The organism is Komagataeibacter sucrofermentans DSM 15973, from assembly GCF_040581405.1.
Classification (GTDB): Bacteria; Pseudomonadota; Alphaproteobacteria; order Acetobacterales; family Acetobacteraceae; genus Komagataeibacter; species Komagataeibacter sucrofermentans.
On the sequence record NZ_CP137157.1, the window covers coordinates 206,499 to 221,639 of the forward strand.

At 62.9% G+C, this 15,141-nt stretch carries 17 protein-coding genes; 11 read left to right on the top strand and 6 right to left on the bottom strand.

Annotated features, from left to right (window positions below):
• Positions 1–157: 157 nt before the first annotated feature.
• Complete coding sequence (locus R5N89_RS01020; RefSeq protein ID WP_244192102.1) at positions 158–595, top strand: surface-adhesin E family protein; 438 nt, start codon at positions 158–160, stop codon at positions 593–595.
• A 94-nt stretch (positions 596–689) separates the two neighbouring features.
• Positions 690–1,058 carry a hypothetical protein gene (locus R5N89_RS01025; protein ID WP_110567886.1) on the top strand — a complete coding sequence of 123 codons (369 nt, stop codon included), beginning with the start codon at positions 690–692 and terminating at the stop codon, positions 1,056–1,058.
• A gap of 103 nt (positions 1,059–1,161) precedes the next feature.
• On the opposite strand, the gene R5N89_RS01030 is transcribed toward R5N89_RS01025, so the two are convergent.
• Positions 1,162–2,076: a hypothetical protein gene (locus R5N89_RS01030; protein WP_110567888.1), complete on the bottom strand. Its 915-nt coding sequence runs from the start codon at positions 2,074–2,076 to the stop codon at positions 1,162–1,164.
• 328 nt (positions 2,077–2,404) lie between these two features.
• Between R5N89_RS01030 and R5N89_RS01035 the strand changes: the two genes are divergently transcribed.
• A complete protein-coding gene (locus tag R5N89_RS01035) occupies positions 2,405–3,016 on the top strand; it encodes a hypothetical protein (protein ID WP_208624643.1) in 612 nt (203 codons plus the stop codon).
• 129 nt (positions 3,017–3,145) lie between these two features.
• Positions 3,146–3,673: a hypothetical protein gene (locus R5N89_RS01040; RefSeq protein ID WP_208624644.1), complete on the top strand. Its 528-nt coding sequence runs from the start codon at positions 3,146–3,148 to the stop codon at positions 3,671–3,673.
• A 74-nt stretch (positions 3,674–3,747) separates the two neighbouring features.
• Here the strand turns inward: R5N89_RS01040 and R5N89_RS01045 are convergent, their stop codons facing one another.
• Positions 3,748–3,927: a hypothetical protein gene (locus R5N89_RS01045; RefSeq protein WP_110567892.1), complete on the bottom strand. Its 180-nt coding sequence runs from the start codon at positions 3,925–3,927 to the stop codon at positions 3,748–3,750.
• Between the two features lie 361 nt (positions 3,928–4,288).
• Positions 4,289–5,050, bottom strand: coding sequence for a hypothetical protein (locus tag R5N89_RS01050; RefSeq protein WP_146220189.1), 762 nt, complete (start codon positions 5,048–5,050; stop codon positions 4,289–4,291).
• A 21-nt stretch (positions 5,051–5,071) separates the two neighbouring features.
• Between R5N89_RS01050 and R5N89_RS01055 the strand changes: the two genes are divergently transcribed.
• Positions 5,072–6,481 carry a gluconate:H+ symporter gene (locus tag R5N89_RS01055; RefSeq protein ID WP_110567898.1) on the top strand — a complete coding sequence of 470 codons (1,410 nt, stop codon included), beginning with the start codon at positions 5,072–5,074 and terminating at the stop codon, positions 6,479–6,481.
• Between the two features lie 90 nt (positions 6,482–6,571).
• On the opposite strand, the gene R5N89_RS01060 is transcribed toward R5N89_RS01055, so the two are convergent.
• Positions 6,572–9,112, bottom strand: a complete 2,541-nt coding sequence (locus R5N89_RS01060) for an excinuclease ABC subunit UvrA (protein WP_110567900.1) — start codon at positions 9,110–9,112, stop codon at positions 6,572–6,574.
• A gap of 225 nt (positions 9,113–9,337) precedes the next feature.
• Between R5N89_RS01060 and R5N89_RS01065 the strand changes: the two genes are divergently transcribed.
• The 3 genes from R5N89_RS01065 (at position 9,338) to R5N89_RS01075 (ending at position 10,971) form a co-directional block, all read left to right on the top strand.
• Positions 9,338–9,784, top strand: a complete 447-nt coding sequence (locus tag R5N89_RS01065; RefSeq protein ID WP_110567902.1) for a hypothetical protein — start codon at positions 9,338–9,340, stop codon at positions 9,782–9,784.
• Positions 9,785–9,933: 149 nt separating this feature from the next.
• On the top strand, positions 9,934–10,233 hold the full coding sequence (locus R5N89_RS01070) for a DUF2171 domain-containing protein (RefSeq protein WP_244192103.1): 300 nt from the start codon (positions 9,934–9,936) through the stop codon (positions 10,231–10,233).
• 33 nt (positions 10,234–10,266) lie between these two features.
• Positions 10,267–10,971, top strand: coding sequence for a M15 family metallopeptidase (locus R5N89_RS01075; RefSeq protein WP_110567904.1), 705 nt, complete (start codon positions 10,267–10,269; stop codon positions 10,969–10,971).
• A gap of 146 nt (positions 10,972–11,117) precedes the next feature.
• Here R5N89_RS01075 and R5N89_RS01080 read toward each other — a convergent pair whose 3' ends face one another.
• Positions 11,118–11,441, bottom strand: coding sequence for a hypothetical protein (locus R5N89_RS01080; protein ID WP_110567906.1), 324 nt, complete (start codon positions 11,439–11,441; stop codon positions 11,118–11,120).
• An 85-nt stretch (positions 11,442–11,526) separates the two neighbouring features.
• Complete coding sequence (locus tag R5N89_RS01085; RefSeq protein WP_244192104.1) at positions 11,527–11,844, bottom strand: helix-turn-helix transcriptional regulator; 318 nt, start codon at positions 11,842–11,844, stop codon at positions 11,527–11,529.
• 128 nt (positions 11,845–11,972) lie between these two features.
• Here R5N89_RS01085 and R5N89_RS01090 point away from each other — a divergent pair, with 128 nt between their 5' ends.
• The 3 genes from R5N89_RS01090 (at position 11,973) to R5N89_RS01100 (ending at position 15,124) form a co-directional block, all read left to right on the top strand.
• On the top strand, positions 11,973–12,224 hold the full coding sequence (locus tag R5N89_RS01090) for a hypothetical protein (protein WP_110567909.1): 252 nt from the start codon (positions 11,973–11,975) through the stop codon (positions 12,222–12,224).
• A 72-nt stretch (positions 12,225–12,296) separates the two neighbouring features.
• Positions 12,297–12,809 carry a nucleoside deaminase gene (locus R5N89_RS01095; RefSeq protein ID WP_110567911.1) on the top strand — a complete coding sequence of 171 codons (513 nt, stop codon included), beginning with the start codon at positions 12,297–12,299 and terminating at the stop codon, positions 12,807–12,809.
• A 206-nt stretch (positions 12,810–13,015) separates the two neighbouring features.
• Positions 13,016–15,124 carry a penicillin acylase family protein gene (locus R5N89_RS01100; protein WP_208624645.1) on the top strand — a complete coding sequence of 703 codons (2,109 nt, stop codon included), beginning with the start codon at positions 13,016–13,018 and terminating at the stop codon, positions 15,122–15,124.
• The last annotated feature ends 17 nt before the right edge of the window (positions 15,125–15,141 follow it).

The following is a 15,141-nucleotide window of genomic DNA, read 5'->3' on the forward strand; positions in this document are numbered from 1 at the left end:
CAGCGCGAAGCGATATGCGATGTGTTTGCGGGTGGTTTATCTTGCCGCTATTGGCATGATCCTGCAAAACAGTCTCGTGATGTGGGGTCTGGCATGCATGGGCATCGCGCATGCACATGAAAGGGAGACGATGGGATACAGGGTAGTGTTGGCAGTGATGGCCGGAGGACTCGCCTGTAGTGGCCTGGCGGGCGGCGCGCGGGCGGCACTGGCGCAGGAACCTGCTTCCCCCGCCCCGCATGTGGCGGCAAACCTGCAGAAACTGCCACCGTACCAGAACAAGGTGAATGAATATATCGACCTTGCTTCGGTGCAGGCGCGTGGCACCCATTCGTCGGCTACGTTCATCCAGGATTTTGACGAGGACATGATCCGTCACGGTCTGCCTTTTGCCTCGGTGCGGTTTTCCGTCGTCTATAACTGCGCGGCCGATACCTATCGCACAATGGCCTATTCCACCTGGTCAGGGCATATGGGCACCGGCCACCGCATTGCCGATGGCCCGGTGCCCCGTGGGGAAATGACGGTCGACCCCTCCCTGCGCGACGGGCGCCGCATTGCCTGCGGCAAAGGCGCGCATGGCGAGGGGGAGTGAGTCTCCGCCCTGTGGATAAAACGGTAAATAATGTGGATAAACGGGTGGACGGGCCACGGGCTTACGCACCACATGGCTTAGGGAACACATGAAAATGAGCGATGAGGCGACTGTGGACAATCAGGTGATTGATGCCGTGGCAACCGCCCTGAAAGGGGATGCGGCCACTCCTGCGCTTACTCCCGCCGCACGCGCGCAGGCCCGCGCCTTCGTGCAGCGTCTGGAACAGCAGGGGCTGAGCGTGACCCCGGCAGATGGCGGATCCGCCCTGCGCCTGATTTCAGACGGGTTTATCGACCTGTTCTCAAGCGAGGACCGCAAGCTGAAATACAGCTCCCTCCTTGTGCTGTTCGTGGTGCTGGTGGTGCTTTACGTGCAGCCGCTGGTCATTCTGTTCGGCCTGCTGTTGAGCGGCGTGATCTTTTTCATACAGGCGCTGCGGCGCGACAACGCGGCGAACTGACCGCACAACGGCTGGGCTGCGCGCAGGTTGCACGCCCCGCCCGCCTTGCCGGTCATAACAGTTTCCGGGTGCCGCCTTTTTTAAAAAGCTTCACCAAGAACTTTTAGTGTTTCTGCTCAGGGGTCTGTCCTGTCGCGGCCGCGTTCTTGGCGGGCAGGATGTCGTCGCTGCCGCTCGAACCCGATACGAGCTGCCACTGCCGCCGGTCATCCTGATAGCGTGAGAGGCACATGAGCAGGGCCTGATATTTTTCCAGCCGGCCCGGATCATTCACCAGCGACAGGCACGCCCCGCGCAGGTCGCTGTCATAGCCGGTCCAGTGCGCGCTCAGCATGGCCTGGCTTTTCTGCTCGGCGCTGACGCATTCGCCATCCGTATCGAGCATTTCCACATGGGCGCGGTCGCAGTTGGCGGCAATGTCGTATTGCGGCAGCGCCACCTTGCGCCCGCGCTGGGTGTCATACGGGTGGTGGGCCAGTTTTTCTATGTCCAGCCCCGGCTGGGCGGGGGCTGCTGCTGCGGCGGGTTGCAGCGGTGGCGGCAGGCTCTCGCCATGGGCCATCGCGTAATGGGCCAGATCCTCAAGCGCAGGCATCGCGCCCTTGAGCGAAAACGGCACGGGATCATGCTCGAAGGGAATAAGCGCGCCGGTGCTGGCGTTTTTCAGCGCGTTGACCATGTCGGGCACGGTATCGGGCTTGAGGTCGCCGCCTGCGGTGTCCCATTTCTGGCCGGTCAGAAAGGTCTGGAGGGCTATGGTGAACTTGCCGATCATCGCCATGGCGGTTTCCACGCCCTTGGGGTTGCGGTACTTGCCATGGCGCTGGTGAAAGGCAATGCCCAGCGTGCTGCTGGCCGCGCGGTAGAACATCACATCCAGCGTGCCCTGATGCGATATGATCATGGGCTGGCCGCCGGGGCCACTATTGGCAAAGATCCAGTCTGGATCGGCAGCGCGTGCCTGTGTGGTGGCGCAGAGGGTTCCGATTGCCAGGATGGCAGCAGGTAACAGGCGCATCCCGGCTTTTTCCTTCCAGATTCATGAAAAAACAGTGTGAGGGAACTGCATGATAACGGCCCCGCGCCCGCAGGCCAATGCCGCGCACGCACGGCGGCCGTGTCCGGGGCGTGTCGGGGCGCGAAAATGAAAATCTTCTTTACTATTATTATGCGCGCCTGCGTGGCAGGCATCGGCTGGGTGAAGAGACATGCTTTGTCGCAGGGGCGGCGAGACCCCTTTCTTTATCCATAATTATGACAATATATGTCAACATCACGCCTGGGTGATGCTGAAACCGTCCACCATTCCGATTCGTCGGTCCTTGTTGCAATGGGATTGTCGCAAAGTGAGCACGAAATTTAAGGTTCTTCTGGGTTGCCTCGCCTGTCTTGCCCTGCCGGGCGGGGCGTGGGCGCAGTCCTATGATGACACGGCGCATGCCATGCCGGTGGCCATGCAGCCCCAGGATGAAAACAGCAGCCCCAGCCCGTCGCAGATGCTCGTTGATGAACATGGCGGCGGCTGGGTTGCCATCCATCACACGCCCGATGCCGGGGTGCATACCGACCTGTGCATTGCCGGGTCGGAAAGTGAGATCCTGATGTTCCGCGCCGATGCCGACTCGCTGCAGGTGCGCAGCGCGGATGATCACTGGACCCTGGCCAATGGCGAAAAAGGCGACATGACGGTAACGGTCGGCGCCTATACGCATGTCTTTCACATGCAGGCCAATGACGCCACGACGCTGGCGGCCACCATGCCTGCGGCCGACATGACCCGCCTGCTCGATGCCATGGCCCGTCAGCACCTTGCGGTGGTGCGCTTTGGGGACCAGCCGCCGCTCAGCGTCAATCTCGCGGGCAGCGTGCCCGTGCTCGACCGCTTTCGCGGCTGCGCGGAAACCCAGCATTTTGCCGATCTTGGTCAGGGGGCAGGGCAGAAATCCTCGCCGTTCTGAGCGTTTGTCCAGCCGCGCATGCATGGCTGCCCGCACGTTGCGTTGTGGTGACAAGCCGCGTGTCTATGGCAAAAACTGCCTTCCGAATGCCAGCCGCAGGCTGATTTCTTGACGGAAGGAAGACACGACGTGAGGCGACGTTTTCATCTTGGTGCGCTGGCCGGGCTGGCTCTCATGGCCACGGGCATGGCTGCAGCACCCGCCATGGCCCGCGACCCAAGGGGGCATGGCGCCCCGCCCGCGCCGCCACCCACGCTGGATGTCGCGTCTTTTCAGGCGCAGGCGGCGCAGTATGTGGGCAGGCCCGTGCGCATCGAGGGGTGCACCATCACCTCCGCCAATTCGGGCGGGGCGGACTGCGCGGCCTTCCGTATTGCCGACCTGCCGGGCAAGGTGGACTGGAACGGCGCCATACCGCTCGATGGCCCCACGATGGAGGATGCCTCCTTTCGCAAGGCGCAGCAGATCTGTGGAGATACCGGCCAGCATGAGCAGTGCCGTGCCGATGTGACGGGCGTGGTCTATGACCCGTTTGGGGATATGGGTGTGCAGGGCCAGCGCAATTTCGAGCTGCGTCAGGTCCGCATTCACTGGCTGGCGGAACCGGCCCCTAAAAAGGGTGATGGCCACCGCGTCATGCGGCACGCGACCCGATAAGCCGCCCGTTTGGGGCCAGAAGCCGAGACCATTTTTTGAAAGACGCCGCCCTGTTGCGCAAGGGCGGCGTTTTTTTATCCCGCGTGGTCCAGCAGGTGTGAAAGCAGGGTGAACACGCCGCCGCACAGCACGCTGCCCATGACCACGATCGGCACGATCCAGGCCTCGCGGATGAAGGTTGTCACATGCGTCATGGCGCGGCGTGTGGCCGGGTTGCGCGCGGGCGACAGGGATGGATTGAACATGGTTGTCATGGCGTGACGTCCCGGGGCGCGAAGGCCCAAAAAAGCGACTGCGGTGCGTGACCGGTGGCGCGTAATGGAGACAGGGCGCGACGCTGTCAAGCACGAAAAACGGCTGCGTGCGGAGCGAGGAGCCAGGGGGCGGAAAAAAGGCTGGTTTTCCGCCCATTTTCCACGCCAGCATGTTTTGCATGCAGGCCGGTCCTGCTGCGCCTGATGGGGTCAGGCAGGGCAACATGCCCGTGGCGTTTCAGCGTGTGGTGATTCGCGGGGGGGAGGTTGGCTGGCGTGCGGGGTGGGGCTGCGACTGAGGGGTAAAGATGCCCGATCAACAGGGCTGCGCCTTTTTGGAACGGTGTATGGACTACTGTTTTTAATGGATGTGGTGACAGGATCGTTCATGCGTTTTTATCAATGGATCATTGCGGCGGCCTGCCTCGCTGGTGTGTCCCCGGCCCATGCGCAAACGCCAAGTGAAAAACAGGCCGTGCCCGATATCAGGGCGGCCCTTGCCAGTCCGGACATAAAAAATGCTGTCCATTGCAACGCATGAAAAGTACAGGTTTTGTATAGAATACAAAAATTGGAATGACCGGTATGATACCTGCAATATCTTTCTATACAGCATAAACAACAGGTTCTTCAGCAACGCAGAGATATTTGGGAATAATAATACGAATCTGGTTTTCTTTGGGTTCTTTCCGCCGCCGCAAGCGAGAATCATGTGATTGGCCAGAACATCAATGGCATTCAGGTTGTGACCAATGGCCAGTCTTATGATGAGAAAGCAACAGGCACCTGCATGCTCTCGCCCGAGACACAGGAACTGGTCTGCAGTGCCCAGGACAGCGACAGGATTGGAAAGGTTTCCGTCAATGAAGCCGGGGCCATTAAAAAGTTGAAATAAACGCCTCTCTGTTCGGGGCGGCATAAACCAAACGAACCGCCCGCCTACAGGCAGCCGCCGGGCGCGGCTCAGCGGGCCGCAGGCCCCCCGGGCGGTTGTCTGGTGCGGTGGCTGCGCCCGCATTGCAGGGGCGTGTGGCGCGGCCTGTTCGGGGCAGGTGCGCAAGGTTGTTGCTTTCTCGCAGGGCTGCCCCTTAAAAGGCGCGTTTGGCTGGACGAGACTGGCCACTCTCACGCACGGGACCGCCCCATGACTCCGCTCGCGCTGATCCTGACCGGCATTGGCTCCATTGCCGTCCTGCTCCTGCTTATCCTCAAACTCCGGCTGCATCCCTTCGTTGCCCTGCTGGTGGTGGCCGTGGCCGTGGCCCTGCTCACCGGCATGCCCGTAACAAAGCTGGCCGATGCCATTCAGGGCAGCATGGGCCGCATCATGGGCCATATCGCCATTATCGTGGCCTTCGGGGCCATGATCGGGCGCATGGTTGACCTTTCGGGTGGGGCGGCAACCGTGGCCAATGCGCTGATCCGCCGCGTGGGGTCCGCCCATGTGCCGCTGGCGCTGGTCATTGCCGCCTTTGGCGTGGGCATTCCGGTGTTTTTTGAGGTAGGCGTGATCATGCTCATGCCGCTGGTCTATGGCATGGCGCGGCAGACGGGCCGCGTGCCTGCCGTGTTCGGCATTCCCATGGCCGTGACCATGCTCACCGTCCATGCCCTGCTGCCGCCCCACCCCGGTGCCGTGGCGGTGGCGGCGGCACTGGGCGTTGGCGCAGGGCACATGCTGTTGCTCGGCCTGCCGCTGGCAGCCGTGGCCACGGTGCTGACCTATGTGCTGACCCGGCCCATCATGGCGCAGCCGCTGCGCTGCGCGCCCGATATCCGCGCCGTGGTGGACGAAGCCCGCACGCCCGTGCAGGGGCAGGAGGCGGGGCATGACGCAGCGGCTGCCTTCATGCAGGCCACCGCGCGCAGCCCGGTGGGCGTGGGCGAGATCCTGACCGTCATCGCCGTGCCGGTGGTGCTGATGGTGGCGGGCACGCTGGCGGGCGAACTGATGGGCTCAGGGCGGTTGCGCACGGTGCTGGTCTTTGCCGGGATTCCCTTCGTGGCGCTGGGGCTGGATGTGCTGCTGTGCGCGTGGCTGCTGGGGCTGCGGCGCGGCATGGCGCTGGCCACGGTGTCCGACGTCGTGGCTGCCGCCCTGCCGGGCACGGCCATCATCATCCTCATTACAGGGGCGGGCGGGGCGTTCGCGCAGGTGCTGGTGGGCAGCGGCGTGGGCGATGCGCTGGGCGGCCTGCTGGCGTCGACCGGCCTGCCGCTGCTGGTGCTGGCCTTTGTGCTGACCATGATCCTGCGCGTGGCCCAGGGGCCGACGACCGTGGCGCTCATGACCACGGCAGGCATCCTTGGCCCCATGATCGGCCGCCTGCACCTTGACCAGACCCATCTGGCGCTGATGGCGCTGGCCATGGGTGCGGGCGGCATGGCGCTGTCGCACGTGAATGATGCGGGGTTCTGGATCGTGACAAGGCTGTGCGGCGTGAGCGTGCGCGAGGGGTTGCGGAGCTGGAGCCTCATGACGCTGGTGGCGGCCCTGCTGGTCTTCGCGGGCGTTGCGGCAATGTGGGGCGTGCTGCCTGCATCAAAGGGATAAAAGTTTTTGGGCGCCGCCTTTTTTCAAAAAGGCGGCGTTTTTTGGTGAAGCTTTTAAAAAACGCTTCACCAGGAACCTTGACCTTATCAATCAGCCGGTAAGGGGCAGCAGGAAGGGCGCGGTGGCGCTGCCGTGGGCGCGGGCCACGTCATGCGGCGTGCCAGCGGCCACGATCGTGCCGCCCCCGTCGCCCGCGCCCGGCCCCATGTCGATAATCCAGTCGCTTCTGGCCGCCACCCGCATGTCGTGCTCGGCCACCACCACGGTGTGTCCGCCATCCACCAGCGATTGCAGGTGGGCCTGCAGCCGGTCCACATCGGCGGGGTGCAGGCCGGTTGTCGGTTCATCAAGAATATACAGCGTATGGCCCCGGCGCTGCTTGCGCAGTTCGGTGGCAAGCTTGATGCGCTGCGCCTCCCCGCCCGAAAGCTCGGTGGCGGGCTGGCCCAGCCGCAGGTAGCCAAGCCCACCCTGCTGGAGTGTGGCGAGCGTGGTGGACAGGGTCGGGTTGTGGGCAAAAAAGGCAGCCGCTTCATCCACCGTCATGGCCAGCACATCGGCAATGGATCTGCCGCCTATGGTCACTTCCAGCACCTCGGGCCGGTAGCGTGTGCCGTGGCAGGTGGGGCAGGGGGAATACACGCTGGGCAGGAACAGCAGTTCCACCATCACCGAGCCCGCGCCCTCACAGGTGGGGCAGCGGCCTTTTGGCAGGTTGAACGAAAAACGGCCCGCATCATAGCCGCGCGATCTGGCCAGGTCGGTCGCGGCATAGATCTGGCGGATCGTGTCGAACAGGCCGGTATAGGTGGCCAGGTTAGAGCGCGGGGTGCGGCCGATGGGTTTCTGGTCGATCATGACCAGCCGGCTGATTTTCTTCACGCCCTCCACGACATGCCCCTGCGGCGTGCCTTCGGGCATGTCCTCGATGGCGTCGGCGTCTGGCGCATCGGGCAGTTTCTGCCCCAGCGCATGCGCCATGATGGCGGGCAGCGCCTGACTGACAAGGCTGGATTTGCCCGAGCCTGACAGGCCGGTCACGGTCACGAATGTCCCTAGCGGAATATCCACGCTCAGGTCGTGCAGGTTGTTCCACGTCATGCCCGCAAGCTTCAGCCACCCTCTGGCCGGGCGGGGCGTGCGGGCAATCGGGGCATTGCTGCCAATCAGGTAGGGTGCGGTGCGGGAGTTTTTGACAGCCCGCAGGCCATCGGGCAGGCCGCTATACAGCACCTCGCCCCCGCGCGTGCCCGCATCGGGGCCGACATCGACAATCCAGTCCGCCCGGCGGATGAGGTAGAGGTTATGCTCGACAATGAACAGCGAGTTGCCTGCCTGCTTCAGCCCCTCCAGCGCATCGAGCAGGTTGTGGGCATCGGCGGGGTGCAGCCCGCTTGAGGGCTCATCGAGCACATACACCACGCCAAACAGGCTGGAGCGGATCTGCGTGCCCAGCCGCAGGCGCTGGTACTCACCGGGCGAAAGCGTGGTGACCGAGCGGTCGGCCTGCAGGTAGCCAAGGCCCAGATGCTCCAGCACCGCAATGCGGCCAAGCAGGTCGGTGGCCATGCGGCGGGCGGCAATGGCGGTGGCATCACCTGCCTGCGGGGCCTGTTCGGGCACATGCGTGCCATCAGCCAGCGGGGCCAGCGTGCGGGCGATGGCGGCAAGCGGCAGGCGGGTGAGCCGGGCAATGTTCAGCCCCGCGATGGTCACACGCAGCGCATCGGGGTTCAGCCGCGCGCCATGGCAGGTGGGGCACGGCGTGGCGGTGAGAAACCGCTCGGCCCGCCTGCGCATGTTCGCACTCTGCGATGTGGCAAAGGTGTGCAGCACATAGCGCCGCGCGCCGGTGAAGGTGCCGTTATAGGCAGGGGGCACCTTGTCGCGTATCGCGCGCTGCACGGCGGCATGGTCCAGTCCGGGATAGACGGGGTAGGTGGGTGTTTCCTCGGTGTAGAGAATCCATTCACGGGTCTTGGCGGGCAGGTCGCGCCAGGGGCAGTCCACATCCACGCCTTTGGTGATGAGAATATCGCGCAGGTTCTGCCCCTGCCATGCCGTGGGCCATGCCGCGACCGCGCGCTCGCGGATCGAGAGGCTGTCATCGGGCACCAGCAGCGCGGTCGTGGTGTCCATGATGCGGCCCTGGCCGTGGCATTGCGGGCATGCGCCTTCGGGCGTGTTGGTGGAGAATGATTCCGCCTCCAGCCGTTTCATGCCCGCAGGGTAATGCCCCGCGCGGGAATAGAGCATGCGCAGCAGGTTCGACAGCGTGGTGATGCTGCCCACCGTGGAGCGCCCGGTGCCCGTGCCGCGCTGCTGCTGGAGTGCGATGGCGGGCGGCAGCCCCTCGATTGACGTGACATCGGGCACCGGCATCTGCCGGAACAGCCGGCGGGCATAGGGCGAGACTGACTCCAGGTACCGCCGCTGTGCCTCCGCATACAGCGTGCCGAAGGCCAGCGAGGATTTGCCCGAGCCCGAAACCCCGGTGAACACGACCAGCCGGTCACGCGGAATGTCCACGCTCACATCCTTGAGGTTGTGCTCGCGCGCGCCACGCACATGCACGAAGTCGGGCCGGGTGGACGGGTCAGCCGCGGGAGCGGGAACGGGGCGCTGTGACATGGGGAGAACGGGCCTTTGATGCAGTGGGCGGCCACGGGGCCGACAGGGTGCACTGTTATAACCCGCCTGCCTGGGTCTGTGCGCGCCTTCTTGCGTTAAGATATTATCACTCATGACACAATTGCTGATGCCGGGGCCTGCCAGCTCCGGCTTGACCGATGCAGGCGGGCAGCGCATCACAACAAAAGCAAGCTATGGCAATATGAATGATCAGGCGGTGGAAGCATGAAACGAGTCATTATACTGGGCGTGTCGCTCTGCCTGTATTCCGGGCTGGCCCATGCGGCGGGCGGTGCCGCCATCATTACCGAAGCCGAGCGCCACGTGGCCGCCACCCTGCCTGACCCGCATGCCGCAACCTTCCGCAATGCCACGGTGCATGCCATGGATGGCGCATCGGTGGTGTGTGGCGAGATGGCGGAGCACAACCCGCCTGCCGATGGGGTCTATAAGAAATTCGGCTATGTGCAGGGTCAGGATGATCCGGTGATTTTCAGCGGGCGCCCGGTCCCGGCGAAGATCCAGTTCAACGAGGTCAATTCCTGGCTCAATGACAGCATCAAGCTTGAAGACCTTGAGGAGATGGGCTGCGTGCCAAAGGGCACCTATCACCATTACAACGAGCAGCTCAATCAGGTCATGGCCAAGCGCAGCCAGTTTGGCGTGAACTAGGCCAGGACAACTTCGGCCCGTGCCGGGCGTTGAACCCGCAGATACGCCCGCACGGATCTGTGCCGGGTGACCGTGCGCGGCATGGGTAAGGCCGGAACGGTTGCTGTAAAGGCGCCGGCGCACGGAAGGCGGCCGACAGGGTCCGCCATGTGAAAAACAGGGCATGGGGCGGCACGCAGGTGCCTGCCCGCATGTCCGGCAAGGAAAGGGAATTCATGACGGAAGTAACGCAGGCCATGCTGGGTCAGGACGTGATCGCGGCGGGCACGGGCCGCATGGGCACGCTCACGGCAGTCAATGCCGATGGCACGATTCAGGTGACCGTTGATGGCCCGGCAGAGAGCGCCTTTACCATTCCCGCCGCATGGGTGCAGTCTGCCGATAACGGCAAGATCCTGCTCAGCCATACGGTGGAAGATGTACAATCCTACACACCGCCCACGAACTGAAGGGCCGGTACTGCCCCTGACCGGGGTGCGGTAATGCCCGCTTCCCCGCCCGGCCCCGTGCTTGAGGGCGATGACCTGTTTCGCGTGCCCGCGCGCCTTGCGCCCGATGCGCTGCGGGCTTTGGCCGGGCAGGCGGTCATGCCTGCCTTTGCACCCGCACCAAGGGTTGCGGACCTGGTTGACATTACGCAGGTTGATCCGGCGATTGCGCTGGATGTCCGTTATGCTTCTAGCCGCAATTTTCTGGGTTTTCCGGTTTATCCGGCGGCGCGGGCGTTTTTGCAGCGCCCGGCGGCGCTGGCCCTGTCGCATGCGCGCGGCCTTGCGGCGTGGCATGGTTACGGCCTGCTGGTTTATGATGCCTATCGGCCATGGCATGTCACGGCGCTGTTCCGCGCTGCCGTGCCGGAGGCATTGCATGAATTCGTGGGGGATCCGGCCATGGGGTCACGCCATAACCGGGGCTGTGCGGTGGACCTGACCCTATGGGATCTGGCAACGTACCAGGTCGTGCCCATGCCGTCGGGCTTTGATGAAATGACGCCCCGCGCTCATGTTGACTATGCCGGTGGGGATGCCCTGGCGCGGCAGCGGCGCGACCTGCTGGCGCGCATCATGCAGGCCAGTGGCTTTGTGCCCCTGGCGGAGGAATGGTGGCATTTCGACTTCGCGGACTGGGCAGATTACCCGGTGCTCGATCTTTCGTTTGATGCGGTAGCGCAGGCTGAAAAGAAGTAAAAGTTTTTGGGTGCTGCCTTTTTCCAAAAAGGCGTCGTTTTTCTGGAACTTTTGAAAAAATATTCACCAAAAACGTTTATCTGCATAATAAAAATACCGCCCTGTTGAAGTGAAAGGCGGCATTTTTCAATATTTCCTACAAAATATCAGTCATCATGCAGGGTGCGGTCTATCGTGCGGCCTGCCTTTTCCCCCGGGCCTTTGGGCGGGTCGAAGGTGTCCTGCATCTTGTCGCCAAAATGATCGATTTTCTCGCCCGTTGTCTCGTGGTGGCGCTTGCACCCGCTCAGCCCCGTGCCCGCGACCACAAGGGCCAAGCCAATGGCGGCTACCGAGCGCAGGCGCCGCTGGCCAGCAGGCGCACGGGCCGTGGTGGCGGGCGCGCAATGGCGCAGGGCAATGCGGAACTGGAGGCGGGCTGGTTCTGTGCTGGAGGGGGTCTGCGTGCGGTTGCGTAAAGCGCTATCCATGCCCGGTATCCTGTTGCGATGTCATATGCACCTTTAAGTGAGCAATCCCCGGTCCGGTTCCGACATCACGGGAATGTGAGCATCGTTAGCTGAACATGGCCCGGCATTCCGGGCACAGCCGCAAAAAGCGGCCATCGGCCACAAAGGCGGTGTCGCAGTTCAGGCAGGTGCGGCGCACCTGGTCGGGGCGGTCCATCGGTATGGCATGGCGGATGCGGTGGCGGCGCAGATGGGCCTCGAGTGTCTTGATGTTCATGTCCAGCCTGCGGGCGGTCTCGCGCGTGGAACAGCCCTGCGCCCGCAGGGTGGCCACGCGCGGGGCAAGGGCGGCCCAGTCAACACGCGGTGGGCGTGTGCGGCGTGGCGGAACAGGGGAGGGTGCAGTGGTGGATGTGTTGTGCATATTTTTCATACACAGAGTATGTGCTGAAAAAACACACATACAGCAAGAACTTTATGAGAACATCTGCGCCTGCATCGCTGCCTTCCATGTCATTGTGTATCTTATTCACACACATGGAGTGCAAACAGATGCAAAGTGCCTATCTGCCGGCCGGGTGCACGCAGGCTGATGTCGATGCCCGATTCGCACCCGATGAACCCGCATGGGTTGCCCGCTACACCACCCAGCTTGCCCGCCAGCTTGAGCGGATTGCCGCCATGCGGGCCGAACTCGCGGCCACCCGGTTTGATGGCGCATATGACACCACCGACATCGTGGGTTACCTTGATGACGAGATGCACACACTGCGCCAGCACATGGCGCACCCCGTGCCGGAATAGGCCGGTCGGGGTTTGCAGAACGGGCTGCGCGCACAAGGCCTGCTCTGCACGATATACGATGAAGGATGCCTCATGACCGACCTGCTGCCCGATCTTGATCACGCGCATTTCCTGCGTCGCGCCTTTGCAGTGGCCGAGCAGGCGCGGCAGGGGGGTGATCATCCTTTTGGCTGCATTCTGGTCGATGCGCAGGGGCAGGTGGTGCTGGAACAGGGCAACGGCTTCACTGCTGAAGGCGGTGACATGACCGCCCATGCCGAGCGCCTGCTGGCCACGCGGGCCTCGAAGCGCTTCCCGCCCGCCGTGCTGGCGTCGCACACCATGTACACATCAGCCGAGCCGTGTGCGATGTGTGCAGGTGCGGTGTACTGGAGCGGCATTGGCCGGGTGGTTTTTGGCCAGAGCGAACACAGCCTTAAGGAAATGACGGGCAACCACCCCGAGAACCCGACCCTCGACCTGCCCTGCCGCACGGTTTTTGCTGCCGGGCAGCGCCCGGTGGCGGTGATCGGCCCGCTGCTGGAAGCCGAGGCCGCGGCCCTGCAGCAGGCTTTCTGGAATGAAAGCAAGACCTCCGAGTCATAAAAGTTTCTGGTGAGGCTTTTTTCAAAAAGCTTCGAAGAACGCCGCCTTTTGAAAGAAGGTCGTCCCCGAAAACTTTCGTTCTCCCTGCCCGCCATCAGTCGGGCCTGCCTTCCCTTGCATGCGCGTTTCTGGCCAATCGTTTCGGATTCAATCTATAACGACAGATGAAATCGGGCATGATGCCGTGGCGGCAAAGGGAGAGTCATATGGGATTGGCACGGAAGTGGCGGCTGGGGCTGTGCCTCGGCGCGGGCCTGGCCGTGGCGGGTGGAAGCCACGTGGCCCGGGCCGCCAAGGCAGGGCATGATGAAATTCTGTGGGACACGTTTGGCGTGCCCCATATCTATGCCACGACCGAGGCCGGTGCCTTCTACGGCTTTGGCTGGGCGCAGGCGCATAGTCACGGCAATATTGTCCTGAAGCTTTATGGCACCGCCCGCGGCCGGGCCGCCGAATACTGGGGCGTGACAGAAGAAGAGTCGGATCGCTGGGTGCGGGGCAATGGCGTGTATGAACGCGCCAGAACCTTTTATGCCCGCCAGACGCCGGGCTTTCGCAGGGATCTCGATGCGTTCGCGCGCGGCATCAACGATTATGCCGCAGGCCACCCCGCTGATATTGCCGATGACATGCGCGCCGTCCTGCCGGTCAGTGGGGTTGATGTCGTGGCCCACGGCCTGCGGCTGATGAATTATGTCTATATTGCCGAGGAGCGGAAAATGCTCGGCGATGCGCCCGAGCGCAGGGCAGGCGGGTCGAATGCCTGGGCCATTGCCCCTTCGCGCACGACCGATGGGCACGCCGTGCTGCTGGCCAACCCGCACCTGCCGTGGAGCACGCCGTTCTATACCTATTATGAGGCGCAGCTGAATGGTCCCGGCTTCAGCATTTACGGCGCAACGCATGTGGGCCTGCCGGTGCTGCGCTTTGCCTTTACGCCGGATGTCGCGTTTACCAATACCGTCAACACCATTCTGGGCGCCGTGCGCTACAGGCTCACCCCCGATGGCGACGGCTACCGGCTCGATGGCCGGAAGCGGAAATTTGCCACCCGCACCCTGTCCTATAAGGTAAAGATGCCGGACGGCACGCTGGCCACCCGTAGTTTCGTGCAGCGTTATGCAAAACAGGGGCCGGTCTTTAATGAGGCGGATGGCACGCCCATTGCGCTGTATGTGGCGGGCCTCGATCGCCCCGGCATGCTCAGGCAGTATTGGGACATGGCGCGATCGCACAATTTTAATGAGTTCCAGGCAGCGCTCAGAAAGCTGCAGGTGCCCATGTTCAACATTGTCTATGCCGATCATGATGGGCATGTCATGTATCTCGACAACGGTATCCTGCCAAAACACAATAATGGCGACTTTGATTACTGGAACAGCATCGTGCCGGGTGACCGGTCGGATAACATACCCAAAGGCGTTGTTGCTTATGACAATCTGCCCAAAGTGATTGATCCGGCATCAGGCTTTGTGCAGAACGCCAATGATCCACCCTGGCTTGCCACCTATCCGCGCCTGCTCGACCCCAAGACCTATCCGGCCTATGTGGCGCAGACCGGCCCGATGACATTGCGCGCCCAGATGTCGACCCGCATGCTCGCGGGCGAGGTGAAAATGTCGTTTGACGACATCATGGCCCGCAAGCTCAATACCCGTTCGCTGCTGGCCGAGCGTATTCTGCCCGAACTCCTTGCCGCCGCCCGCAAGGACCGCCGCGCTGATGTGAAGGCGGCCGTGAAGGTGCTGCAAGACTGGGATGGCGCCGATGACGCCACCAGCCGCGGCGCATTGCTGTTCGAGACATGGGCGCGGCTGTTCATGGGCCCCAGATTTGCAGGATCGGATGGATTTGCCCGGCAATGGTCGCTTGATGACCCGATCAGCACGCCATCGGGCCTGAAGGATCCCGCCCATGCGGTCAACCTGCTTGCACAGGCGGCGGTCGAGACCAGAAAGCTGTATGGCGCAATCGACCGCCCGTTTGGCGATGTATCACGCTTTCACATCAATAATGTCGACCTGCCGGGCAATGGTGGCTTTGGCAATACCGGCATTTTCCGCACCATCACCTGGGGGCCCATGAAAGATGGCGAGCGCACGCCGCTGCATGGCGAGACATGGGTTTCGCTGGTCAGTTTCTCCACGCCCATGAAGGCGAAGGGACTGCTGAGCTATGGCAATTCCAGCCAGCCCGGCTCGCCCCATCATGCCGATCAGCTTTCCTATCTGAGCAGCAAGACCCTGCGTGATCTGTGGCTGAGCCGCGATGTGGTGGAGCAGCATGTGGAATCCGTTGACCGGCTGCCTGACTGAGAGGGATTTCAGACCAT